This is a genomic window from Paraflavitalea soli, assembly GCF_003555545.1.
Lineage (GTDB): Bacteria > Bacteroidota > Bacteroidia > Chitinophagales > Chitinophagaceae > Paraflavitalea > Paraflavitalea soli.
On sequence record NZ_CP032157.1, the window covers coordinates 7,163,222 to 7,189,951 of the forward strand.

The 26,730-nt window shown below is 47.3% G+C and carries 11 protein-coding genes; 4 read left to right on the plus strand and 7 right to left on the minus strand.

Annotated elements, in window-relative coordinates:
- Positions 1–26: 26 nt before the first annotated feature.
- Positions 27–290: an ATP synthase F1 subunit epsilon gene (gene atpC, locus D3H65_RS27605; RefSeq protein WP_119053396.1), complete on the plus strand. Its 264-nt coding sequence runs from the start codon at positions 27–29 to the stop codon at positions 288–290.
- Between the two features lie 159 nt (positions 291–449).
- Positions 450–1,034, plus strand: coding sequence for a hypothetical protein (locus D3H65_RS27610; protein WP_162915843.1), 585 nt, complete (start codon positions 450–452; stop codon positions 1,032–1,034).
- A 111-nt stretch (positions 1,035–1,145) separates the two neighbouring features.
- On the opposite strand, the gene D3H65_RS27615 is transcribed toward D3H65_RS27610, so the two are convergent.
- The 7 genes from D3H65_RS27615 to D3H65_RS27645 all read right to left on the minus strand — a co-directional run bounded on the left by D3H65_RS27615 (position 1,146) and on the right by D3H65_RS27645 (position 16,648).
- Positions 1,146–4,343 carry a PKD domain-containing protein gene (locus D3H65_RS27615; protein WP_119053398.1) on the minus strand — a complete coding sequence of 1,066 codons (3,198 nt, stop codon included), beginning with the start codon at positions 4,341–4,343 and terminating at the stop codon, positions 1,146–1,148.
- A gap of 546 nt (positions 4,344–4,889) precedes the next feature.
- Entirely contained in the window at positions 4,890–10,595 is a 5,706-nt protein-coding gene (locus D3H65_RS27620) for a PKD domain-containing protein (protein WP_119053399.1), read from the minus strand.
- A gap of 497 nt (positions 10,596–11,092) precedes the next feature.
- Entirely contained in the window at positions 11,093–12,298 is a 1,206-nt protein-coding gene (locus D3H65_RS27625) for a glycosyltransferase (protein WP_119053400.1), read from the minus strand.
- A gap of 81 nt (positions 12,299–12,379) precedes the next feature.
- Entirely contained in the window at positions 12,380–13,285 is a 906-nt protein-coding gene (locus tag D3H65_RS27630) for a glycosyltransferase family 2 protein (RefSeq protein ID WP_119053401.1), read from the minus strand.
- A gap of 118 nt (positions 13,286–13,403) precedes the next feature.
- Positions 13,404–14,573, minus strand: coding sequence for a sugar transferase (locus D3H65_RS27635; protein WP_211345561.1), 1,170 nt, complete (start codon positions 14,571–14,573; stop codon positions 13,404–13,406).
- Between the two features lie 40 nt (positions 14,574–14,613).
- The gene (locus tag D3H65_RS27640; protein WP_119053402.1) at positions 14,614–15,021 is read right to left on the minus strand and encodes a response regulator; all 408 of its coding nucleotides are present in this window, start codon (positions 15,019–15,021) and stop codon (positions 14,614–14,616) included.
- A 421-nt stretch (positions 15,022–15,442) separates the two neighbouring features.
- The gene (locus D3H65_RS27645) at positions 15,443–16,648 is read right to left on the minus strand and encodes a glycosyltransferase family 2 protein (RefSeq protein ID WP_211345562.1); all 1,206 of its coding nucleotides are present in this window, start codon (positions 16,646–16,648) and stop codon (positions 15,443–15,445) included.
- Between the two features lie 502 nt (positions 16,649–17,150).
- Between D3H65_RS27645 and D3H65_RS27650 the strand changes: the two genes are divergently transcribed.
- Together D3H65_RS27650 and D3H65_RS27655 are read left to right on the plus strand one after the other, a co-directional pair.
- Positions 17,151–24,326 (plus strand): fibronectin type III domain-containing protein, encoded by a 7,176-nt coding sequence (locus D3H65_RS27650; RefSeq protein WP_119053404.1) that lies wholly within the window; start codon positions 17,151–17,153, stop codon positions 24,324–24,326.
- Between the two features lie 166 nt (positions 24,327–24,492).
- Positions 24,493–26,712 (plus strand): exopolysaccharide transport family protein, encoded by a 2,220-nt coding sequence (locus D3H65_RS27655; protein ID WP_119053405.1) that lies wholly within the window; start codon positions 24,493–24,495, stop codon positions 26,710–26,712.
- The last annotated feature ends 18 nt before the right edge of the window (positions 26,713–26,730 follow it).

The following is a 26,730-nucleotide window of genomic DNA, read 5'->3' on the forward strand; positions in this document are numbered from 1 at the left end:
AATTGACTAATTTTCAAATTAGATGTATGAATTTAGAGATATTAACTCCAGAGCGTAAACTATTCAGCGGTGATGTATATGGCGTTCAGTTGCCAGGCATCACGGGTCTGTTTGAAGTGCTCAACAGGCACGCGCCACTGGTAAGTGCCCTGAAAGCCGGCCGGATGAAAGTGTTGAAGGAAAAAGCGAATGACGAACTCTTCTATGATATCCAAAGCGGATTTGTAGAAGTGCTCGACAACAAAGTGACGGTGCTGGTAGAAGGCGCCACACAGGTAGAAGGCAAATAAGCATTCAGGCATAGCATAATGTTAGTCCTCCCCGCCCAGGCGGGGAGGATTTTTTTTGCGGGTACATGATCCTGCAACAACTACATGATCATGTAGTGTACAACGGGAATCACTAAACTATTTTTAGCCAAACTTTTCCTTTTACCCAAAATAACAAGTATGAAAAACAAAGCATTTGTTCTATGCTGTTCAATAGCAGTATTTTCTATGGTTGCAATTGCTGCCTGCAAAAAGGGAGATACCGGCCCTAAGGGTGATGCGGGCGCCCAGGGTGCGCCGGGTGCGGCAGGACCAAAGGGTACGGCCAATGTGATCTACTCTGCCTGGATATCCACCAATCCCTGGGCACCCTCTACTACTTCAACAGGCACGGGTAAAGCGACCTATTATTATGATATCGCTTCCACTAAGGTCACCCAGGGTATTATCGACAGCGGTACAGTACTGGTGTATGCAAAGTTTGTAGCCGATCCGGATGGTAATGGTATCGCCAAACTACTGCCCAGCATTTACTATAATGTTGGAGGCGCCACCACCCAGTTCCGTTTTCAGCATGGATTGTTGCTCAATACCATCAGAGTGATCTGTGATGTAGTACCTACCGGTATTCCCAATACCTCCAACCAGGTAAGGTATGTTATTATTCCCGGCGGTACCCCTGCTTCAGGACGTAGTATGACGATGTCCGATTATTCGAAGATGAGCTATGAAGAGGTTTGCCGGCTGTATAATATACCAGAATAAAATAAGAACACCTCTTGGACATTACCTCTGGAACCTTACACAAAAAGAAAAAGGGCCGTCACAACTAAGTCGTGACGGCCCCTGCCTTTTCTTAAGATATTGGATGAAGAACTATTGTTTAACGAACTTGCTGTGTAAGCGCGTTACATTATCAATTACGACTTCTGCCTGGTATACACCTGCTTTCAGTGAAGAGATATTGAGTACCTGCTGGTGCAGGGATTGCATTTTCTGAAAACCTGTCTTCTGGATCAACTTGCCCGACATGTCATAGATGTTCAGGAAAGCGGCACCCGTAGTGGTACTGGTAGTTTGTACATTGATCTGTTCCTGTGCAGGGTTAGGATATACCAGCAATTTATCTTCAGTAATAATAACCCCGGTTTTTGTATCAGTTACATCCGATGTAGTGGTAGCAGTCCTGGTAGTGGTGGTAGTCAATGAAGACGACGATACTACCGTGATCTGCATGGTATCGCTGAATGGTCTCCAGTTATTACCCCATCCGGTGAGGCTGAACCTGTAAGTACCTTCCACCAGGTTGCTTACAGTTGTTACCTGGTTAGAAGCATTGGTTATGGTATGCTGATCAGGTCCGCTGATCTTCATCCATTTCCATGCCCTGAACACACCTTCAGGATCATACGATGCTGAGCCATTGAGGGTGGTTGTGTTCGTAGGCAGGGTGAGGGTTTGATCGGGACCCGCATTGGTAATGGTGCCATTGCCGGATGCCGTGGAATTGGAACCTGAAGAGGTGGCAGCTTTTACAATTACCTGCATGGTATCGGAAGAAGGTACAAATTCATGATCCCATGCCGTAAGGCGGAATTGATAAGTACCTGCTGTGAGGCCCGTGGCAGTAGTAACGGCTGCTTTGGCATTGGTAATGGTAGCAGCTGGTCCGCTGATCTTGGTCCAGGTGTAGGCATTCACAGGACCATATGCATTATAAGTACCGGAACCGTCCAGTGTAACGCTACTGGTGGGAAGCGTGATGGTTACATCAGCACCCGCATTGGCTATCTTGTTCCTGCCTGTTGGGGGAGGAGTACCAGTAGCTGGGTTCACCACCAATTGCATGGTATCGGAAGACGGCACAAACAGATTATCCCATACGGTAAGCTGGAACAGGTAAGTGCCTGCTGTCAAACCGGAAACTGCTGTCGTGGCTGCTTTATTGTTGGCAATGGTAGCAGCTGGTCCACTGATCTTGGTCCAGCCATAAGAGCTGATGGTGCCATTGGGGTTAGCGGATGCTGAACCATTCAGGGTAGCGCTATTGGTAGGCAGCGTAATGGTTACATCTGCACCTGCATTGGCGATCCTGACAGGTTCTGGTTTGGAAGCACCTGGTTTTACGATCAGCTGTACCGTATCGGAACTGGGAACAAACTGGTGATCCCAAACGGTGAGCTTGAACTGGTAAGTACCTTCTGTCAGTCCGCTTACTGTTGTCACGGCTACTTTTGCATTGGCAATGGTAGCAGCTGGTCCGCTGATCTTGGTCCAGGTATAGGCATTGATGGGGCCATTAGGATTGGAAGAAGCCGAGCCATTCAGGGTTGCGGTAGTCGTAGGCAGTGTGATGCTGAAATCTGCCCCCGCGTTGGCGATCCTGCCGGTTTGTGCAGGTGGAGGATCAGTCGTGGCTGATTTTACCGTCACTATTTTGGTATCAGACTTGGGCACCCACTGGCTGTTCCAGGTAGTCAGGCGGAACTCATAGGTTCCAGCTGCCAGGTTGGTAGCCGTGGTGGTAGCTACTGCTGTATTGGTAATACTAAATTGGGCAGGTCCGCTGATCTTTTCCCATTTCCAGGCATAGATCGAGCCGCCATAGGGGTCAACAGAAGCTGATCCATCCAGGCTTACACTGTTGGTGGGCAGCGTAATGGTCACATCTGCACCGGCGTTTACGCCGTCACCAACACCGGGGCCTGAAGCATTAACCGTGATCGTTTTATCATCAGAGACTATAGCATTCTTGTCGTCGATGGCTGTCAGCCTGAATACATAAGTTCCTGCTACAAGACCAGTAACGGTAGTAGAAGCGTAGTTGGGGTTGATGATCTCGAAAGAAGAAGGGCCGCTTACCTTGGTCCAGTTGTAGCTTACGATATAACCATCAGCATCGGTAGCAGTACCCGTCAGGGCGGCTGTATAGGTAGGCAGGGAAATGGTTACATCAGCACCTGCATTTACTACAGGAGGCTTGTTGCTGGTAGGAGGTGGCGTACCAAGACCTACTGTTACAGTAACTGTATCCGTAGTCCAATCAGCGCGGTCATCTACTACTTTCAGTTCATACTGATAAGTGCCGGGCAGGTTTAAGCCGGTAACGGTAGTGCTGCTGCCAATAGAAACGGCGGCACTGATAACGCCGGCATTGGGACCTGAGATCTTGGTCCATATATAACGTACAATTTTTCCGTCTGCGTCGGTAGATTTAGCGCCACTCAGTGTAACGATGCCCAGGGTAGAAAGGATGGACAATGGATTGCCAGCATCGGCTACCGGCCGTTTATTGGGCGCCAGACTTTTATTCTGTCCCAGGAACCATTCGTATAAGTTGGGGTTCTGCCAGTTGTACTCTGTGTCATATACACGTCCCCATATCCAGTGTTGACCTGTGGGCCAGATGGTCATATAAGGTTTTACTACAGGATTTTGGTTGTTAATGGCAGTAATAGCGCCAGTTGTGCAACCTACACCTACTGTGCCATCATCCTGGGCATGGAAAGCCCAAACCGGGAGGTTGGCATTGGTTAAATTGGCATAGTTAACGTTCTGGCAGGTGCCGCAGCAAACGCCGATAGCTGCCAGTTTCTTGGCATTGTCGAGCGAAGCGCCGGCATAAGACCATACACCTCCACCACCAAGGCTGAGCCCGGTAAGGAAGATGCGGTTCTCGTCGATGCGCAAATTCTTCTTGGCATAGTTGATCATTTCTTCTACGTAGAAGTTTTGCCAGCCGCCGTACTTTCTGTCCAGTTGCGGAGACAGCACCAGGAAGGTTTCTGTTTTACCATTCCAGGTGAAGGTCATCGTGGAGCCACTGTTGATAGCGCCGGGAACACCCAGTCCTAAAATGTTGGATAATTCGGTAGTACCATTTCCTCTTTCCCCAATGCCATGCAAGAAAATGATGAGGGGATACTTCGTGTTTGGATTGGCATTGTAATTTGTTGGTGTGTACTGATAAAAGCCAATGAATTGACCATTGGCTGCAGTCAGGCTTTTGGGTACATGCTGAGCGGATACGGATAAGGTTACGAGCACACTCAGGCACAGGAGTAGTTTTTTCATAGAGAATTCTGAAAGTTTAGCACATTGGTTATGAAATAAAAAGACCCTCTGTGATCAGATGGCAATCAAACCATCAGGACCACAATGATGACACACATCATCATCACTGAAAATTCCAACTTGTAGGCAATAAGGAAAAATGGCGGTCGGTGAGTTATAATTGCCCGCTTTCACTTCGTGGGGTAGTTACGCGTGAAAATGCAGAGCCTTATTATTGTGCTTACCGAGCTTAAATAGGGAAAGATTGAACGGCTAAAAAAGTCGCAATTACTATACCAATCTTGATAATTACTTGTGTTATTTTTAACAACATTCTAATTTCTTTTCAAGTAGCGTTGCGTTGTGTACGTCTTTCTACAATGGATGTGCTTCATATGATATTATTTTAGTGAATCAGTGAAACGATTGCCTGTAAAGGGTTTCAGCATTTGAACAATTAAGTCTGATGTAGCTTTTAGCAGATCCCTTTCAGCTTACAAAAAAACAAAAGCGGGATGAATTAACTTCATCCCGCTTGCCAAATATAAAGCGTTTAAGTGTTTATGATTATCGTTTAATAAACTTTGCCACCATTCTCTTCTTACGTTCGATCTGTACTTCAACATAATAATTACCATTCCGCAGATGGCTGATCGTGAACGGAAACTCCTGGTAAGCCTGTGATTTGGTGCGTGTATGCACTTCAACCGGCCTTCCAAAGTGATCCATGATCGTGATCGTCGCTACACCCAGTGTATCAGTGATACAGCGAACGGTAATGATTGAAGATCCCTGCGTAGGATTGGGATAAATCGTGAGGTTATCATTGTATCGCAGGTTATTCACTACTGAAACCATCACGCTGTCGGTACCGGTTCCGCCATTATTATCTGTTACAGTAAGCTCAAACACATAATCACCGGGTTGCAGGCTGGAGGCGGTGGTGATCACCGTATTGCCACCTATGCTGGCAGTGGACGGGCCACTGATTTGTCTCCAGGCATAACCGGCAATCGTGCCGTCTTCGTCATAAGATAACTGGCCATTGAGGGTAGCGGTGGTAGCGGGAACAGCGATAATGATATCCTTTCCGGCTTTGGCAAATGGTTTCTTATTATCCACCGCCAGTACGGTCAGCTTCACTTTGTCTTTAGAAATACCGCCTCTGTCATCAGTTACGGTAAGTTCAAACTCGTATTCGCCGGCTTGTACACCAACAATTGTTGGTTTGCTGGAAGCGGAATTGATAATTGTCAAAGCTCCCTGGCCGCTGGTCTTTGTCCAGGTCCATGATACGATCGTTCCATCAGGATCATAAGAAGCACTTCCATCCAGTTCAATGACCGGGTTGGGCAGGTTCGCACTGATATCCTTACCGGCATTGGCAACCGGCAACACATTGGGCGGCAGGGCTACGGATATTTTTACCCGGTCTTTCGATACGCCGCCTTTGTTATCAGTTACGGTCAGTTCAAACTCATACTCGCCAGCCTGGATATCGGTCAGTATCGGTTTGCTGGAAGTGGCATTGATAATTGTCAAATCTCCAACGCCGGCTGTTTTCAACCAGGCATAAGAAACGATGGTGCCATCGGGATCAGAAGAGGCGCTGCCATCCAGTTGGATAGAAGCCACCGGTAAAGTCACACTGATGTCCGTACCGGCATTGGCGATCGGCAGCACATTATTCGCCTGATTGACCGTCACCTTCACGGTGTCCTTGTCGGTAATATTATGATCATCAGTTACGATCAGTACAAAACTATATTCCCCTGCCACCAGGTTGCTCAGGGCAGTAGAAGCTGCATTGGCATCGGCAATAGTATACTGGGCCGGTCCGGCAATCTTCAACCACGAATAAGCAATGGTATTGAAACCATCCGGATCGTAGGAAGCGGAGCCATTCAAGGTTGTATTGTTGGTAGGCAAGGTGAGGCTGATATCAGTACCTGCATTCGCTACCGGCGCCCTGTTGGGGTTGGGAGTTACGGTGATGACAACGATATCATCGTCAGACAGGCCGCCATTATCAGTCACCGTTAGCTGGAAGGTATACGTACCTTCTACCAGGTTGCTCAGGGTAGTGGTAGCCGCATTGGGGTCACCAATGTTGAACTGAGCAGGACCGTTCACCTTGGTCCAGTTATAAGATACAATGGTATTGTTTCCTTCCGGATCAGTAGAGCCCGTACCATCAAGTGTTACACTATTGGTAGGCAGCCCGATGAGCTTGTCAGGTCCCGCATTGGCCAGGGGCGCCCTGTTGGGGATCGGGCTTACTGTAATGACCACATTATCTGTAGAGGACAGGCCACCGTTGTCCGTTACTTTCAGCTGGAAGGTATAAGTACCTTCTACCAGGTTGCTCAGGGTGGTGGTAGCTGCATTGGCATTGCCAAAGGTATATTGGGCAGGTCCGCTCACATAACTCCAGGCATATGTAGTAATCGTATTGTTGCCATCCGGATCAGTGGAACCCGTACCATTCAGGGTAGTGCTGTTATTGGGCAGCGGAATATTTACATCTGCACCCGCATTGGCTACCGGCGCCTGGTTGGGTCTTGGATTGACTGTTACAGCTATAGTATCCTTATCAGACAAACCACCATTATCAGTGACTGTCAGTTCAAAAGTGTAAGTGCCTTGTACCAGGTTGCTCAACGCAGTGGAAGCTGCATTGGCATTGCCGAGATCGGCTGATGCAGGTCCGGATACCTTCACCCATTTGTAAGAGGCAATGGTGTTATTGCCGTCCGGATCAGCAGAAGCTGTTCCATTCAGGGTGGTATTGTTAACGGGCAGGGTGATCACAATATCACTGCCTGCATTCGCTACCGGCGCCCTGTTGGGCAATGGGTTGACCGTCACTTGCACAGTGTCGGCACTACTCAATCCACCATTATCTGTTACTACCAGGCGGAAGGCATAAGTGCCTTCTACCAGGTTGGATAAAGCGGTAGAAGCTGCATTGGCATTGGCCAGCGTATGTTGTGCAGGTCCGCTGATCCTTGTCCATGCATAGGAGGTAATGGTATTATTGCCATTCGGATCAGTAGAGGCCGAACCATTCAGGCTCGTACTATTGGATGGTAAAGTAATAACGATATCAGCACCTGCATTGGCTACCGGAGCCTTGTTGGGCTCAGGGTTTACAACAACCTGGATCGTATCGTCCGTAGGTACCCATACACCATCCCAAACCCTCAGTTTGAACTTGTAAGTGCCTGCTACCAGGTTGCTCAGCAAGGTAACACCGGCATTGGCATTGGCGAGGGTGAATTGGGTGGGCCCTGATATCCTGGACCACTGATAACCATTGATGGTGCCATCAGGATCATAGGACGCTGTACCATCCAGCGTAGTACTGTTGGTAGGCAAAGTGATGTTTACATCAGCACCGGCAAGCGCCACAGCACGTTGGTTGCCCGCAGGAGGTTGTGGCTTCACGATCACCGTCACGGTATCTTTTCCCGTGGCGCCTTCATTATCGGTTACTACAAGCTCAAAAGTATAGGTTCCCAATTCCAGGTCACTAAGGGCCGGTGAGGCTATATTGTTAGCTCCCAGGGTATAATTGGCCGGTCCGGTGAGCTTGGTCCATAACCAACCGCTAATAGAACCATCTGCATCCGTTGAGCCGGCGCCATTCAACGTTGTGCTGTTGGTAGGCAGGTTGATGGAAATATCGGCGCCTGCATTGGCTATGGGCGCCTGGTTGGTAGTTGGTGCGGGTTTCACGATCACACTGATATTATCACTGTGCGTTTGTCCGCCATTATCAGTTACAGTAAGCTGGAATACATAAGTTCCTGCTACCAGGTTGCTCAGACTGGTGGATACAGCTCCGGAATTACCCAGTGTATACTGGCTGGGTCCGCTGATCCAGGTCCAGGAATAACCTGCAATAGAACCGTCGGGGTCAGCAGAGGCCGAACCGTCGAGGGTAGTATTGTCTACCGGCAGCGTGATGGTAATATCCGTACCTGCATTGGCTACCGGCGATTGATTGGTCGGCGCCGGTTTCACCGTTACCAGGATAGTATCATTAGCGGTAAGTCCGCCATTGTCTGTTACCACCAGTTTGAAAGCATACGTACCCTGTACCAGATTGCTCAGTTCTGTAGAGGCGGCAGCAGGATCGGCCAGCGTATGCTGTGTGGGACCGCTGATGCGGCTCCAGGCATAGGTAGTGATCGTGCCGTCCTGGTCCGAAGAGCCGCTACCATTCAGCGTAAGACTATTGGCTGGTAAAGTGATCGTAATATCGGTTCCGGCATTGGCTACCGGTGGTTTGTTAGCTGGGGCATTCACTGTTACCAATACGGTATCGGCATCGGTGAGTCCACCGGCATCTGTTACCAACAGGCGGAAGGCGTAAGTGCCGGCCACCAGGTTGGTCAATGGGGTAGAAGCTGCACCTGCGTTGCCTATTGAATATTGTGTGGGACCACTGATCCTTGTCCACGCATAGGAAGAAATGGTATTGTTACCATTGGGATCGGTAGAGCCTGAACCATTTAATGTGGTGTTGTTGGTTGGCAGGGTAAGGGTTATATCTGCACCTGCATTCGCTGTTGGCGGCTGGTTGGTAGTAGCCGCGCTCACTGTTACCTGTACCACATCATTGGTAGGCACCCACAGATTATCCCAGATCGTCAACTTAAAAGTATAAACCCCTTCTACCAGGTCTTTCAATACAGTTTTAGGAGAATTGGGGCTTACTATGGTAAAAGTAGGAGGCCCTGTAAGTCTTGTCCATTCATATTTACTGATGGCGCCGTCCGGATCAACGGAAGCAGAACCATCCAGGGTTGTGCTATTGGTAGGCAATACGATCACAATATCGGCGCCTGCATTGGGAATACCACTTTTGTTGGGTTCATTAACTGTCACCTTCACTGTATCATCATCACTTAGTCCATCTGTATCTTTCACTACCAGGCGGAAATAGTAGGTGCCCAGTGTAAGGGTATTGACCTGTGTAGAAGCAGAACCAGCAGCAACAATATTGCCACCGGCGGGTCCGCTGATCTTGGTCCAGCTATAAGAGGCCATTTTGCCTTCGGGGTCAAAAGATGCGCTGCCATTCAGCGTAGCTGTAGTGGCAGGTTGGTTGATCGTAATATCACCACCGGCATTGGCGGTTGGGGCCTGGTTGGGGCCTGCGCCGGGAACCACGGTAATCTTAACGGTTGCAAAAGTCCAGTCTGCCCGGTCATCCACTACTTTTACCTGGTATTCATAAGTACCGGCAGAGATCAGTCCTGTTACTGTAGCAATGCCATTGGTAGATACTGAAGTGGCAATGCTACCGTAATTAGGGCCTGAAAGTTTAGTCCATATATATCGTACAATAGTGCCATCCGCATCGGTAGAGGCGGAGGCATTCAGTGTTGCTGTTCCTAATCCTGTTGTAATCGTTTGTGCCGGTCCTGCATTGGCCACCGGTCGTTTATTGACCGGGAGGCTTTTATTCTGCCCCAGGAACCATTCATAGATATTTGGGTTTTGCCAGTTGTACTCTGTGTCGTACACCCGTCCCCAGATCCAGTGGTCACCGTCGGGCCAGATAGTCATATAAGGTACCACAGCAGGTTTCAACGCATTAATACCCGCAATGGTGCTGGTAGTACAACCTACACCTACGGTACTATCATTATTTGCGTGAAAGGCCCAGATGGGCAGGTTGGCATTGGTGAGGTTTGACAGGTTGATGTTGGGGCAGGTACCGCAGGTTACACCTATCGCATTCAAGGTTTGGGCGTTGGTCAGGGAAGCGCCTGCCCATGCCCATACACCACCACCACCCAGGCTTAACCCGGTAAGGGTGATCCTGTTGGGATCTATATTCAGGTTGGCTTTGGCATACTTGACCATTTCATCCACATAGAAATTCTGCCACCATCCGTAGTTTTTGGATAACTGCGGGATCAGTACCAGGAAGGTCTCCCACTTACCATTCCAGAAGAAGCGCATGGTATGCCCTTCATTGATGTTTCTTGGGGTACCATTGCCCAGTACGGCAGGCAGGTCGGTGGTACCGTTTCCCCGCTCGCCAATACCATGCAGGAAGATCATCACCGGGTACTTGGGCGATTGGTTAGGATTGTAGTCATAGGGCGTATACTGGTAAAAACCAATAAACGTACCGTTGGAAGCTGTAAGGCCTTTAGCTACCAGTTGTGAAAATCCTGTAAATGATAAAAGGGAAAAAAAGAGAATGAGTGTGGCGTGCACATACCACTTTCTCCAGGTGTGGGTACAGTTTTTCATGAGGTTGATTTTTCGGATTTAGGATAGCTTGGACTATCTGGACTTTTCGGATTACGAATAACAATATACAATAATCCTACCAGGAAACAAGTGTGGTGTAGCTTTTGGCGCATAGGAAGTCCCCAATTTTTTTAAAGAGTCGAAAGCAATAATTCGTAGGAGTGGTTGACCAGGGTACAGAGTGTGGGTGGGAAGTAAGCGGTAAACACACGCAAAATAAAGGCCAAATGCGGGTTCCAGCATTCAAAAGGGATAAAATGTGGAAAAACCTGCGTGAATTGACGGTTAGATAATCATAGCATTAAAAATTAATTACAAGGATAGATTTTGATATTTATCAAATGCGATCTTGGCTAAGTATACTTGACAAATCTCAAAGAAGGTGATTATTGGCCTGCCCGGAGGTGCCCGCCAGTACAGGGTTGCAGGGCACGGCCTGTTTCATGATAACAAAAGAGGCAGCCAGGGCTGCCTCTTTTGTTCGATTATTTACCTGATTAATTATGCTGCGTAAATTCTTTGGGCGTATGAACAAATTCTTTGCGGTCTACCTTCATTTTGAACAGGGCTCTTACAATAGACCATAACATTAATGGGATGTGTGCGATGGCCCGCACTGTTTGCATAGAATAGAAATTGCCCGGTATAGCTATAATAAACGTGAGCAGATAAGTGATGAGGAGTCCGAACCACCATATATAAGCAGGAGACAAAATGGAAAAGCCACTCAGGTATTCTATTACGAATAATGCGAAAACCAGTACATGGCTGACCAGGAAGATGGAACGGGGAGCAGCCAGATTACAGAACAACTTGTTCCAGAAGTCCTTTGTTTTGGGCAGGTAGCCGGTCTTTTTATCGAAGAACAGGCGTAGGTGAATGATCTGCGATTCCAGCCACCGCGTGCGCTGGTTTTCAAATACATTCTTGTTGCCCACCTTTTCATCCAGCACATAGGCGTCTTCTATAAACTCGATGCAGATGTCGGCTTTCATCATTTCAAAATCCACCACCCGGTCGCAGGCAGGGTTGCCCAGGATATCGGGGTTGTCATAGATCTCTTTGATCTTATGGAATTCGAAAGCCATGCCCGATCCAATGGTCGTAGAGGAGAAGCCCAGGGCCCGTTGGCCGCGGCGAAACAGGTGGTTGTTGGTTTCCTCGCTGATGGCATCCAATACAGCTACCGGCGTATTAAGGTTTTTGGCCATGCGATGGCATTGTACCGCGCGGAACCCATGTTGAAACGCATCATTCACTTTTTCCAGGCAGCCGGGCATCATTACATTGTCTGCATCCAGGATGATGGCCACCTCGTGCCTGCCGGCCGGTATCCAGTTAAAGAGTTTATTGAGCGAGCGGGCTTTGGAGCCCAGTTCAAAATGAACTTCCAGCACTTCTACATGCGGGATGGTCCTTAATTCGGCTACTGTCTCAGGCTGCAGCCGGTCGGCTGCGATGTATACCGTGAATTGATCCGTAGGATAATCGTGCGCTGCTGCTTTACGGGCAGTATTAATAATAATATGGTCTTCCTTATAAGAAGGTATCAATACGGCAATGCTCTTTTTAGCAGCATTGGGCTGATACTGTTTCGGCCTGGATAATTTGCCTATAATGGCCACTACGAAAAAGTACACCGTATAGGCGGCGAAATAGATGAATAATATGAAAAATATGATATGTAATAATTGCTGGATCATAGATACCTAAGTTAATTTTTTTATCACAAAGTTCAAACCCTTCGTTTCCTTCCTCGTTGCCTGGATGCCTTGCTGCCTTCCTCAAACGGCAGAATAACTGGAAGAGTAAAGATTCCAGGCGGCCCCCTTCAAAAAGAACTTCAGGTGCGTAAACTGTCTTTTCAACAGGTAGCTGATCGTATTTTTAGGTATGGCAAACAGGCTGAAGTACAGCGTAAAGACCAGTAAAGGGAAAAAGCCCACGTTCCGGCGCATGTACAGGATGCGGTTACGCGTATGGTAATAAGTCTTCATGGGGTTTGCCTTTCCTACACTCAGGGATTCTTTGTGGTAGATGACAGCCTGGGCCGTATACCATATCTTGAACCCTGCTTTCAATATCCTGGCCGACCAGTCCCATTCTTCATAATACAGGAAGAACTTCTCCGGGAACATCCCCACCTTATCAATGACTGCTTTTTTCACCAGCATGGCGCAGCCATGGGCGCCAAAGGTAATACCCGAAGTATCGTGCTGCCCCTTGTCTTCTTCCAGCGTGCCAATGCCCGTAGTACGGCCGGTGAAATGGTTCATGGGGTTGAAGCCGGCGTATTGTATCTTATTGGGCTGGTCAAAATATTTGATCTTGGGGCAGGTTACACCGATCGTCTCATCTTCATAAAAGGGCTTCAGCAATTCATCCAGCAGGTTATCGGTAACCTCCGTATCATTGTTTACAATGAACATGAAGTCGCCTGTTGCCTGGCGCATGCCCCAGTTGTTGCCTCCGGCAAAACCCAGGTTCTCTTTGCTTAATAATAAACGTGTGTTGGGATAATTACCCCCCAGGATCTTTTCGCTGGGGTCAACCGCCGAAGCCATGTCACAAACCAGTATTTCGAAATTCCGGTACTTCAGGTTGCGGGTGGATGCGAGGAAATCGCAGGTTACATCCGTCTGGTTATAGTTGAGGGTAATAATAGATATGAAAGGCTGGTCCTTTCGCATGGTCGGTCTCTTTTTGTGGTAAGCTACTAAAAAATAACCGCAGAGGCAAAGCGTGCAGTATATTGAATATACCCGTGCTCATCGTCTCTGCGGTCCGGAACTATAATAAATATTCACATCAGGCATTCGTGCGTTGGATCAGCGCAGATGGCGTATTCGCCATGATCCAAAGGTCGTACATAAAGCTAAACCTGTCGGCATAATCGATATCCAGGTTCAGGCGCTCTTCGATCGACATGTCTTCTTTACCTCTTTTCTTAATCTGCCACAGGCCTGTCATACCGGCTGGCGCCATAAAACGTTTAGCCCATTCGTCGGTAGTAAGAGAAGCTGCTTCATACAGGGGTAAGGGCCTGTTGCCTACCAGCGACATGTCGCCGATCAGTACATTTACCAGTTGGGGTAATTCATCCAGGCTCGTATTGCGTAGAAAGGCACCCACTTTGGTAATACGGGGATCATTGTTGATCTTAAAGAACATGGCGCCTGCGTCTCCGGCATTGTATTGATTGAGGTGCGCCAGCTCACGGATCTTTGCATCGGCGCCTACAAACATGGTCCTGAACTTATAGAAATCAAATATCTTATAGCCACGTCCTGCACGCTTGGATATATAAAAAATGGAGCCTTTGGATTCCAGGCGGATCGCCAGGGCTATCAATAAAAAGAGGGGAGTGAGCGCCAGTAATAAAGTGCCGGAGATAAGGATATCGAAAGCTCTTTTCAATATAGGGCTGCTGGGAGAGCTCACCTGCAGCGAGGTTTCGATCGAACTGGTGTTGAGCTCATCAACCAGTTTATGTTTTAATCTTTTCAGGAAGCTAACCTTGCGCAGCAGGCGCTGGCGGTTATAATCCTGTAAAAAGACGATATCGTCTACGAACGTGTAATTTTTGAGGCGCTCAATGTCGGCGGGTTGTGCATGCGAGGCTTCCACCACTACAGGAACCGGCGTCAGTGCTTTGTGCATAAGCAGGAACAGGTGCAGGTCGCGCAATTGCTCGATGCTGACCGGTGCTTCCACAATGATGATATCAGGCAGGCTGATATTCCTGGCATTGTGCAGCAGGCGCCTCAACATAGATTTGGCATTGCTTACGGACTCAGCAGCATAACCACTTTCAAAAGCATTGATCAGGTTGCCGATATTGTCGGCCTTCTTGCCAATGTAGAAAAACTCCAGCTTCTGCTGCTCCATTGTTCCGGGAGTAGTAGCCTGAGAGCCGATGGAAAAATGCTTGTATACCCTCTTCGTTGTCTTTTCGCCGTGTAAAAATGTTAGTTCCATAAAGTAAGGTTGAGATTTAAAAAAACTCAGGTACTACGAATTAACTGGCATGCGCTACATACGCAGAAGCCACTTTTGTATCATTATTGATGACCTGCTGAACAGCCTTCATCAGGTCAACTGGATTAAAAGGCTTAGTAAAATTTGATGCCACACCAAATTCCTGGCATTTTGCATCTGCCTGTGCTTTGTCGAGCGAAGATATCACCATCAATGGGATATCCCGGTAGATGCCGCTGGAAGCAAGTTGTTCTATCAATTCCCAATCCTGCATATCAGGAAGCTGGGCGTCTGTAATAATCAGATCCGGCAAGTTTCTTTTGGACAGCCAATACATAGCTGAACAACCATCAGGAGCCGTTACCACCGTATAATCTTTGCCGAGCACAGTTTGCAACAAAAAACGTATTGCCTTACTGTCATCAATTGCGAGTATTTGCTTTTTCATGCAGGGAATAAGTTAAGCTTTAGAAAAATCGCAATTTTTCAACAGGCATGCTTTTGGACTAACATGGCTTACAGAGGTATTGAATGAATCAATTCAAATGAACAGGCAAGCCGTACGCAAAAAGCATATCGGGCTTTACAGGATGGTATGTGGATTATCTGATGTGAAATCAGGTTACAGGGGAATTTCAAGGATTCGTGGGATCGAGAATAAGCTGCTATCTTTTCATTTTGGCAATGTGCCGTTTCCAAAAGGATAGTTGAACTAAGAGGGAGTGGTTTACTTTCGCCGGTAAAAGTAGTAACAAAAATTAATAAACCAAATTTCTGCCCTTATTATCTTTTTATTATATAGCAAAAATCACCATTTGCCATCGAATTGCAAATACCCTCAATGTGGTATTTTACTATATTCCGTATTACTACGCAACCTTCTGCCGGGCTGCTTTTTCCCATAATACAGTTTGCTTGTTACGCAGGAAACGGTTGAAACCAATGAATACCGACAGGTTCATGAAAAGGAAGTAAAAGGGAATATAGACGGCCTTTAGCCGGATATTGCGGCTGGCATAGATCCAGCCTGTGATCCCCATAATATAAAATATGGCCTGCAGTACCAGTACTGCCTGGTAAAAGAGATTACCGCCCATTATTACTATAAGGATATTGCTGAAAAGCAGCAGGATCAGGGCCACCGGGCATACCGTCCACCGGAGAATACGGTGTGAAATGAACTGGAAAGAAGCCACCGGGAATTTGAACACATTAAAAAGTTCTTTCAAGAGTACCATCGCCTGGAAGGCGCCCGCACAGATCCGCACTTTCCGCTTCATCTCATCTTTGATGCTGGCCGAAGGGGCTTCGGCTGCATAGGCATTGGGTTCATACCTTACTACATATCCATTGATCACCAGTTTCAGCGATTGCACAAAGTCCTCGATGATGGTGCCCTCGGGCGCCTGCTCAAACAGCGATTTGCGAACGGAGAATAATTCCCCGGCAGCACCTACAGTGGTATACAGGTCCGAATCCAGTCGTTTCAGGAACGATTCGTATTTCCAATACAGGCCTTCTCCCGCTGCTGCGGCTGCATCCTTGCCCTGCTGCATGATCTTTTTTTCACCGGCCACGCCACCCACTTTGGTGTCTTCATAATGCTTTACTATTTCCCGTACACAAGCCGTGTTGAGCAAGGTATTGGCATCACAAAAAATGACCAGGGGCGATTGCACATGCTGGATGGCCCGGTTCATAGCCGCTACTTTTCCCTGCCGGGCAGGTTGATGTAATAATAATATCTGTGGAAACTGTGCTACAATAGCCGGTGTATTGTCGTTGGAGCCATCGGTAATGAAAATAAGCTCCAGCTTGTCTTTGGGATAATCCAGTGCCAGCGTGTTCTGGATCTTTTCAAGAATAAAGTCCTCCTCATTATAAGCGGCTACTACCAGGGCTACCGCAGGATAAGGATGGACTGTTTCAGACGCCCGGCTCCCAACTCCCCGCTCCCGGCTCTTAAAGGTCGATTTCAGCTTTACCAGCACCCATACGAGTATGCCGTATCCTGCATAACTATAAAAGATGAGGAAGAGGCTTATCCAGAAAATAATGTCGATTGTATTTGCCACACTTAAGAAGATCATATAGGATCAGGGCGCAATATTATTCTGTTTTTTTCATATCCGGCTTAATTCTGATCAACTAAATCATAAGGGGCGCCGCTTTCTGCGTTATGCAGACGTTAAGGAGATAGGGAAAATTAGGTATTGCGAAAAGAGGATTTATATCTTTGTAGTCTGTTTAGACCGGGTCATAAGTTCTCCAGCGCATAAAGTTTGACAAGTGTCAAAAATACCCGAAACTGGTTATTGTTCAGAAGATATTGGTTAATTAATTTCGCTTTTTAGAAAAGATTACTACTTTTGCGCTTACCTCCAATAAGCCTCACTCCAAATATCCCTTCAGAAATTCCATTGTGCTTTCACCTCATTATTCTTAGACAAAACCATCCTTGAGTCATCTCCAATATGCCTCCTTTACTGTAACAGGTACCAGGAATCATATCCTCATTTAAAGCCGTTTATCAGGTTTCTTACAAAACTGAATTAACGTTTTTAACCATAGCGTATTATGAAGCGAATACTACTTCTTACCACAACAAGTGTGTTGTTTTGTGTTGCCATGCTGCAAGCACAAAACGTCTTCGATCCTGCCGATCCTATCGTCCGCTGGAATTCTTCCGCGGCATTAGGTACCTCCACCAACCCCAATCCAGGCATTGCCGGATTGCAAAAGTGGGTGAGTGTTGCATCCAATGGGATCAGCACTGGTAGCGGTAGCTGGGATGTTACATCCTACAAAGCTTATTTCATAAACATCGGTGGAGCACAGATGTGTTTCCGCCTGAAATTCCCCAAGAGTTACACCAATCCCGACAGTGCCGGAAAAAAATACCCCATTATGGTATTTTTTCATGGCGCCGGCGAACCGGGTTGTACCTCCAATGGCGGCGTTTACAACAACGAGCGCCAGTTAACCCATGGTGGTAAATTCTTTAAGGATAATGTAGACAATGGAAAGTTTGACGGCTTTCTGTTCTATGGCCAGGTAAATTCTGGTTCTTCCTGTTCCAGTACATGGGGTATTGCCGGTTCATCAAACTATTATAACCTGGTGAATGCAGCTTTGGATTCATTAACCAAATATTCGCGTATGGATGTTGACCGGGTATTTGTAGATGGTCTGTCCAATGGAGGCGCTACTGCCTGGTCCATGACCTCTGCCTTTCCCCAGCGTGTGGCTTCCGTAGCTCCTTCTTCAGCGATCACAGGAGCTACTAATTTTGATCAGTGGATACATATTCCGATGTGGCTGGCAACAGGTGGTAAAGATGCCAACCCAACCCCTACCATGGCGCAGGGCCTTGTTAGTGATCTGAAAACGAGGGGTGCCGATATCAGGTATACCCTGTATCCTGATCTGGGTCACAGCGTGTGGACAACACACTGGAATGAACCAGATTTCATTCCTTTTATGAATGCTGCCCACAAGGCCAACCCCCTTGTATTCTTCCAGCGTTATGATTTTTGTCCCGATTCGGCTATCAATGTGAAAATTGGCGTCACCGGCGGTTTTTATGCATATGAGTGGCAAAAAGATAGCGTTACCATCGCCACCAGAACCAATGGCGTAAATACGATCGTTGATGGAACTTCTATAATAAGCTATGCCGGTAATGAAATTACCGTAAAGTCATTTGGCTCTTACCGTGTTCGTTTTAAAAGAACGGCTACAAGCGCCTGGTCTGTTTGGTCTCCCAAACCTGCGGTGATCAAGTCTAAACCGATTACCCAAACACCTACTCCACAGGTAGTCGGTATCAGGAGTAAGGTATTGCCTTCTCCCGATGACAGCACCAGGGTATTACTGTCACTGCCCGAAGGCTACGTTTCTTACCAGTGGCTGCAGGGTGCCACTGTAGTAGGTACCCAATCTACTTACAACGCTACTTCCGGTAACTATACAGCTAAAGTGGTAGAACAATTTGGTTGCGGCGCTTTGCCTTCCCCTGTATTTACTGTTGTAAATGCCGCCGGCAATCCTAAACCAGAGCCCGCCAAGAATCTTTCTGCTGCTGCTGTTTCTTTAACCAGCATTCAGCTGGATTGGAGCGATAATCCCAATGCCGGCGAAAATGAAACCGGATTTGAAATTTACCGCAGCACCAATCCGGGTGGACCTTATAAAATTGTTACAATCACTCCTGCCAATACCATTACCTACACCAATACCGGTTTAACAGCCAATACCCAATACTACTTTATTGTACGTGCGGTGGGTGCTTCCGGTGCTGCTGTAGTAAGTAATGAGGCTGCTGCCAAAACTGAAGTAGACCAAACTGGTCCTACTGCTCCTTCCAACCTGAAAGTGCTCAGTACTTTCAGCAATTACGTGAATGTAACATGGACCGCCTCTACTGATGACGTAGGTGTTGATAAATATGACATCTTCCTCAATGGCGTGAAAACCTATACTACTACAGAAACGGCTTTCACTATTGCCAACCTCGATAGCGGACAGATTTATACTATTACAGTAAAAGCCCGTGATGCGGTGGGTAATTTCTCTCCTGCCAGCAACCAGGTGACAGTCAATACAGGGCTTATTCCCAATAGCATTAGCTACAAGTATTATCAGGGCAGCTGGTCTAACCTGCCCGACTTTAACGCTTTGACGCCTATAAAAATGGGCTCAACACCTAACATTGACATTACTGTAAGGAACCAGAATGACAATTTTGGCTTCCTGTGGGAAGGTTATATAAAAGTTCCTACGACCGCTACCTATACTTTTGAAATATGTTCTGATGATGGTAGCAGGCTGTATGTCGATCAGGCTTATGGATTTGCCGCTACACCGCTCATCAACCACGATGGTTTGCATGGTAATACCTGTAAAACCGCCAGTATTGCTTTGACCGCTGGTTTGCACCCCATTGCCCTAGGCTTCTTTGAAGCAGGCAGCGGAGAAGCGATGAGCTGGAGCTGGCAAAACAATGCCGGGCTTAGCAAACAAGCTATCCCCAGCAGCGTATTGTTTAGCCCGGGAATCGTGGCGCCTACTATGACTGCACCTTCCAACCTGGTAGCAACCGGCGTGTCACACAATAAGATCAATCTTACCTGGACCGACAACAGCGCCAATGAGTATGCCTTCGAATTATTACGGTCAACCAGCGCTACCGGCACATTTGCACAGGTGGCTACTGTAGCCGGTACTTCTTATACCGACTCAGGTTTGCTGGCCAATACCAAGTATTTCTATAAAGTAAGAGCGGTTGGCCTTACCGGTGAATCAATATATGAGAGCAATTACACAGAAGTAAACTGGAAATTGAACAACAGCAATGCTGATGCCAATGGTAATGCTACCCGTACATTGACGCTTACCGGCGCCACTTATTCAACAACTGGTCCTAAAGAAGGGTCCCATGCACTGAACTTTAACGGTACTAACCAATATGCTACTGTTAATGGCAGCAGCTCTGGTGGTTTCCCCAGCGATGGTGGTTATACTCAACGTACAGTGGGTCTGTGGATCAAGCCTACATCTACCTCTAATAATAAGGTGATCTTTGATTTTGGTAACAGTACCAATGGCCTTGCATTGCGCTTCAATAGTGGTGCTTTACAAGCAGGTATTGCCAGCGCCAGCACCAGGGCTACAACTTCCCTGGCTAATGTTACCAGCAATGGCAATTGGATCAGCGGTGGTTGGAACCATGTGGCAGTTGTTTATGACGTGAACTCTTTAAAGATCTTCCTGAATGGTGTGGAAGTAGCTGCCAACAATGCATTGGGCATTACCAGTGTAGCAGCAGCGGCTTCCAATAATGCACGCATTGGTTATTCCGGCAGCAGCAATGGTGATGTAGCCTTTAACCAGGCGGCTACCTCCCTGGATTATTTCGCGGGTCAGATGGATGATATCTATGTAGTAAATGGCGCTATGATCGCCAGTGAGATCGCTACACTGATCAATTCCACCTATGCTCCATCCAGCGATACTACCCTGGCAACGCCGGCAGCCCCTGCAACACCTTCTGCCCTCGCAGCAGTGGCAGCCTCTGCTACTACGGTCAACCTGACCTGGAATGATAATTCAGCTGATGAAACAGGCTATGAGATCTGGAGATCTACTACTAATAATACCAATTACCGTGTAGTAGCTACCCTGCCAGCCAGTGCCAATGCACAGGTAGCATTCTCCGATACTACCCTGTTTGCCAATGTTACTTATTATTATAAGGTAAGGGGTAAAGGCGTAGCGTCACCATCTGCCTTCAGCAATGAAGTGTCAGTAGCTACACCTAATACCGCTCCTTCCTTTGCTTATATTAATGACTTTACGATCAGGTACAATACCGTACACAGTTTAACAGTGGTGGCCAATGATCCCGATGGCGATCCGTTGGTATTTACCACTGAGCCCCTGCCTTATTTCATATCTGTACAGGGCGCTACCAATGGTTCTGTTAACATTGTATCTACTCCTTCTATTGCCGATCAGGGTGCTTATGCCATCACGGTATATGTGGCCGATGCATTTGGCGGAAAAGATACTATTGTGTACAATATGGAGGTGAACAGCAATAACCTGCCTGTTATCACGCCAATTGCCAATGTGAGCATGAACGAAGGTGAAAGCCGCAAAATTGCGCTGGTAGCCAATGATGCTGATGACAATGGTACACTCGTATGGTCAGTGATCGACAAGCCTTCGTTCGCTACCCTGGTGGATAGTGGCAATGGCCGTGGTTCTGTTTCCCTGCAGCCCAACCTGGCAGCCAGCGGTGCATATACTATGACCGTGAAAGCTGATGATGGATTTGGTGGCTGGGTAACCAAAACCTTTACCATCGATGTGGCTGAAAAGGATCCGAATGAGACCATCCAGGTGAATATGAAATATTATACCAATGGTGGTGCAGGTTGGAATGATATTGAGACCAATTCTATGGGTGCCTTTAATACAGGTAACCTGAAGAATACCAAGGGCGCTACTACTACAGCAGGTGTTGCCTTGCTCAGTGGTGCTTACGGTTCTTCTGATGCTGGTGTGCAAGGTGGTGGTGTATTCCCCAACAGTGTGATGAAAGATGGCATCTTCTGGGGTTACTCCTGGCAAGGTGGTACCGCTTACGACACCCTGCGCCTGCGCGTATATGGCCTGGATGTAACTAAGAAGTACAACTTCATCTTCATGGGAAGCAATAATTGTAGCTTCTGCGGAAATACAGCTACTTCTATCACTACCTATAAAATAGGTAATGAAATTGCTACCATTCCTTTCTACAATAATGCAACGATCACTGATACCATCTATCAGGTACAGCCGGCTGCTAACGGTGAAGTGATCATTACCATGATCGGTGATCCCAATGCAAACGTAGGCGGAACCCTGAATGCCTTTATAATGGATGCACGATTTGATGATGGTACTGCGCCTGCCAAACCAGCCAGCCTGCTGGCAGCAGCTGAAGCAGGTGTGGGCGTTAAGCTCAACTGGACAGATAAGGCCTACAACGAGTATAATTATACTGTATACCGTGCAGCCACCAAGACTGGTCCTTATACTTTGCTCAGTACATTGGATGCAAATGCCAATGCTTACACTGACCAGGCTGTTGCTCCCTTTACACAATACTATTATTATGTAGCGGGTACAAATAACTATGGTGCAGGTGCGTCGAGCGATACAGTAGCTGTTACAACTGCTAACAACAAACCTGTGATCGCCGGTTTATTGACCAGCCTTGCGCTGAAAACGGATGGCAATAACCAGGATGACTTTACTGTAACCGATACGCCTGGTGATGTGGTAACTGTTTCTGTAGTGAACAAGCCTGCTTTCGTAACCCTGCAATCACTGGGTGGTAATAACTACAGGCTCATTGCCGCACCAACTGCCAGCGACCTGGGTAATAATACCTTCACAGTGAAGGCAGTGGATGATAAGGGTGCAGAAGTGACTACTGATGTAACCATTGCGGTGACCGACAAGAACACACGTTCTGTATACCTGAACTTTGGTAACTACGGCGATGAAGCCCCTGCTCCATGGAATAATATCATTGGTTACGGACCTGCAGGTACTTCCCGCAGTAACCTGACTGATGAAAACAATGTAGCTACACCATTTGGCTTCCAACTGGTAAATGGATGGTCTGGTATTTCTATCATCGGACATCAGACCGGTAATAACTCTGGGGTATTCCCCGATGTGGTACTGAAGAGTGGCTGGTGGGATAATAACGCCACTGCCCGTCAGATCCGTTTCACTGGTCTGGACAACAGCAAGCGCTACAACGTAGTAATTGTTGGTAGCCAGAATGAAGGCCTCGATGCAACCGCCCGTTACGTATCAGGTGCTGCCAGCGATACCCTCAATGGCCGCTACAATACCAACCAGACTGCCAACCTGAACAACCTGACGCCTGCCGCTGGTGTGATCACTGTAGACATTAGCAGGCTGCCAGGCGCTACCTATATGTTCATGACAGGCATTCAACTGGAAGAGTTTACACCAGGCCTTAACCTCAACCCGTCCAACATGTATGTTGAGCCCAGGGACAGGAATTCAGCTACACTTAGCTGGTCAGACAGGTCAAGCAATGAAGATGCCGCTGATGGCTTCCAGTTGCAACGTGCTACAGATGCTGGTTTTGCAAGTGTAACCACTTACAACCTGCCTGCTAACACAACCACCTACACCAGCACCGGCCTTACACCCAATACCAAATACTGGTACCGTGTACGTGCTAAAATAGGTGGCATGTTTACCGACTGGAGCAATACCGGCAAGACCGTTACACCGGCTGCTATTACTTATGTGAACTTCAATTTCGGTACTGAATACAATGCACCGGCTCCATGGTACAACCTGGCGGTGTTGCCAACGCAAAACTTCTCCTTCCCCAATCTGCCGAACCAGTCTAACCAACCTACCGGTATGACACTCAGCATTGAGAAAGGAATGAATGGCGACAATAACTTTGGTGTACTCACTGGCAACAATTCAGGCATTGCACCGGATGTAGTATTACAATCCAATTTCTGGATCGACAATACACAAGCATCACAAATGAAGCTTACCGGTCTCAACCAGGCTAAGCGTTACAGGATAGGCTTCCTCGGAAGTATGAGCACCAATGGATGGTTTGCAGGTAACTATACTTGTACTTATACCGTCAATGGCAGAACAGTATACCTGAACTCCTGGATGAACTCAACCAAGATCGTTTACATCGGAGACATACAGGCTGATTCAAATGGTGAAGTACTGATCGATTTCTCTACTACCCAGGAAGCGGCTTATGGCTTCAATGGTGGTATGCTGATCGAGGCTTATGATGATGTAACCGGTGGTGGTACAGTATTGAATGGTGGTGTGGTGACGCCTGATGGACTGACAGCTACTGTAGGTGATGATGCCGCTGCCCGTACAACTACGCAAGCGACTACTACAAGAGAAGTAACGGAAGGAAGGATGTATCCCAATCCGTTCGTTGATCAGGTAAACCTCGATTTCAACAATACCGCTGCTGATAATCACGTAAGTGTGGATGTGTATGACCTGAGCGGAAAGCTGATGTTCAGGAAAGCATTTGGCAAATTGCAAGCTGGTTACAACACCCTGCGTGTGAACACCGGAAGCGCCAATCTGAACACAGGTATCTACATGATCACTTTAAATGTGAACGGTAAACCGGTACAGGTAAGTAAAATGGTAAAGGCTAATCAATAGCCTGGTACATAAAAGGAGCGCTTGCCTGCCTCGGTGGATGGCGCTCCTTTAACAAAGGGAAATATCCCGAAAAGCATTTCAACTTTATCAAAAACCGGGAAACCATTATGGTCTCCCGGTTTTTTTTGCTACTTTTTCACCTCGAAACACACAAAAAAGAAACCTTATGGATTTGTTGTATTTATTGTATTCGCTGCTACGGAAGAAATGGATCATTGCCGGATGTACAGTTTTGGGGCTGGTAGCGGGTTTTGTGTTCACACTTTTTCAAACTAAGACCTACGGATCTGTTGCGCAATATTCCACTGGTTTTACCATGGAGCAGAAGGTAAGTATCAAGGAAGAAGCAGGCCTGAATATCTACGAGATCGATCTGCGCTTTAATAACGTAATTGAAACTTTCAAATCGCCCAAGGTAATGGGCATGCTTGCCTATAAGGTATTGTTGCATGACCTCGAAGACCTGAAGCCTTTCCGCACGCTGAATGAGGAGCAAAAGAAGAAAAACGAATATAAGCTGGTCAATATAGAGCATGCAAAGCAGACATTGCGCCGTAAAGTGGCCGCTATGGAGCTCCTGAATCCTTTTGATCCCGAAGAAAAAAAGATATTTGACCTGATGTATCTCTATGGGTACGCACCTGAATACCTGCAGGGTAAACTCTTTATCTCCCGGGCCGATCGTACGGATTACCTGGTGATCCTTTGCAGGTCAGAGCATCCCGAGTTGTCCGCCTATATTGCCAATACCCTCGGACAACAATTTATCCGCTTTTTTAACAGTATCTACGGCGTAAGGAACCTGGAGTCCGCTGCCAAGCTGGATAGCCTGGCTGCCGCCAAAAAGAGAACAGTAGACAGCCTGACCGAAGCGTTGAAGATTTTCCGGATAAAAATTGGTACGCCCAATGTTGCTGACAGGGCTTCTGCCGCTATGACGGTAGTACAGGGGGTGACCAGCAATTATCAGCAGGAACAGGCTAAACTGAATAATTTAAGGGGTGAATTGCGGTCTGTAGAATCTCAGATCAGGGATTTGAGCAGCCAAAGCTCCGGCAATACATTTGTCAATAACAATGGAGCGATTCTGGCCCTTGAAAGAGAGAACCAGAACCTCGAGATACAAAAGAATGGAAAGTCTGATGAAGAGATCAGGAAACTGACGGATCAGATCGATGCCAATGTGAAAAAGATTGCCCAACTGAAGGGGGCGGGCAGCAGCAATGTAGACCGGCAGAGCCGGCAAAACAGGACACAGAACCGCCAGGAAGACCTGGTTTCCCGTAAAACAGAGCTGGAAGAGCAGATACTGGCAGCAGAAGGTAACGTGAGGCTGTTTGGTAAGCAAAAAGAAGAATACGAAGCGATCACCAAAACAGGTGGCGGCGACCAGGTTATCCTGGATGCCCAGGAGCGCGATCTGCGCATTGCCTCCCAGGAGTATGAGCAGTTGAAAAAGAGCATGCAGTCCTCTTTGGACCTCGACATCAATCCACAGAACAACTTTAAGCAAATATTGGTGGCCCAGCCAGCTTTTGTGGCAGAGCCTTCAAAGCGTTCCCTGGTGCTGGGCCTTTGCGGTATGTTGATGTTATTCCTGTCATCCTTTATCATTGTGGCCCTGGAGTTCTTTGATTCTTCCTTCAAAACACCTTCTATATTCCAGCGGGCTACCAAACTGAAATTGCTCAGCACACTCAACAAGCTCAACCTGAAGAAAAAGCCCTTGCAAGACTATTTAAAAGATAATGACAAGGAAGCTGACAGGGAAGGAGAGGGTGGCCTTTTTGTTGAAAACCTGCGTAAGCTGCGGTTTGAACTGACCAATACAGGCAAAAAGATATTCCTGGTTACCAGCACCAAGCCCCAGGAAGGCAAGACCACGGTTATAGAAGCCCTGGCCAATAGCCTTAGCCTTACCAGGAAGAAAGTATTGGTAATAGATGCCAACTTTTCCAACAATACATTGACCCGCAAATTCGAAGCTAAACCCAGCCTGGAGCAGTTCAGCTTTTCGGGCCAGGGAAATGTGATGGATAAGTTTTTGGGCATAAAAAGCATGACTACCATCCCCAATACGGACCTGGTAGGATGCACCGAAGGCAATTATACCCCTTCAGAAATATTACCTAAGAACAACCTCCTGGAGCACCTGCCCAGGATCGCAGAGAACTATGACTTTGTTTTTATTGAAGGCGCCGCACTCAATAACCATGCAGATAGTAAAGAACTCTCTGCCAGTGTGGATGGTATAATAGCTGTTTTTTCGGCAAAATCTTCTTTAGGGCAAATTGATAAAGATTCTATCCAGTACCTCAATAGTACCGGCGATAAATTCGTGGGAACTATACTGAACAATGTGGAAGCTAATAATATGGATTTGTAGTGCATAGTAAACCTTATA

What these genes read in the sequence shown, in the direction of transcription:
- atpC (WP_119053396.1), top strand. Translation starts at nt 27, where the DNA reads ATGAATTTAGAGATATTAACTCCAGAGCGTAAACTATTCAGCGGTGAT.
- D3H65_RS27610 (WP_162915843.1), top strand. Translation starts at nt 450, where the DNA reads ATGAAAAACAAAGCATTTGTTCTATGCTGTTCAATAGCAGTATTTTCT.
- D3H65_RS27615 (WP_119053398.1), bottom strand. Translation starts at nt 4,343, where the DNA reads ATGAAAAAACTACTCCTGTGCCTGAGTGTGCTCGTAACCTTATCCGTA.
- D3H65_RS27620 (WP_119053399.1), bottom strand. Translation starts at nt 10,595, where the DNA reads ATGAAAAACTGTACCCACACCTGGAGAAAGTGGTATGTGCACGCCACA.
- D3H65_RS27625 (WP_119053400.1), bottom strand. Translation starts at nt 12,298, where the DNA reads ATGATCCAGCAATTATTACATATCATATTTTTCATATTATTCATCTAT.
- D3H65_RS27630 (WP_119053401.1), bottom strand. Translation starts at nt 13,285, where the DNA reads ATGCGAAAGGACCAGCCTTTCATATCTATTATTACCCTCAACTATAAC.
- D3H65_RS27635 (WP_211345561.1), bottom strand. Translation starts at nt 14,573, where the DNA reads ATGGAACTAACATTTTTACACGGCGAAAAGACAACGAAGAGGGTATAC.
- D3H65_RS27640 (WP_119053402.1), bottom strand. Translation starts at nt 15,021, where the DNA reads ATGAAAAAGCAAATACTCGCAATTGATGACAGTAAGGCAATACGTTTT.
- D3H65_RS27650 (WP_119053404.1), top strand. Translation starts at nt 17,151, where the DNA reads ATGAAGCGAATACTACTTCTTACCACAACAAGTGTGTTGTTTTGTGTT.
- D3H65_RS27655 (WP_119053405.1), top strand. Translation starts at nt 24,493, where the DNA reads ATGGATTTGTTGTATTTATTGTATTCGCTGCTACGGAAGAAATGGATC.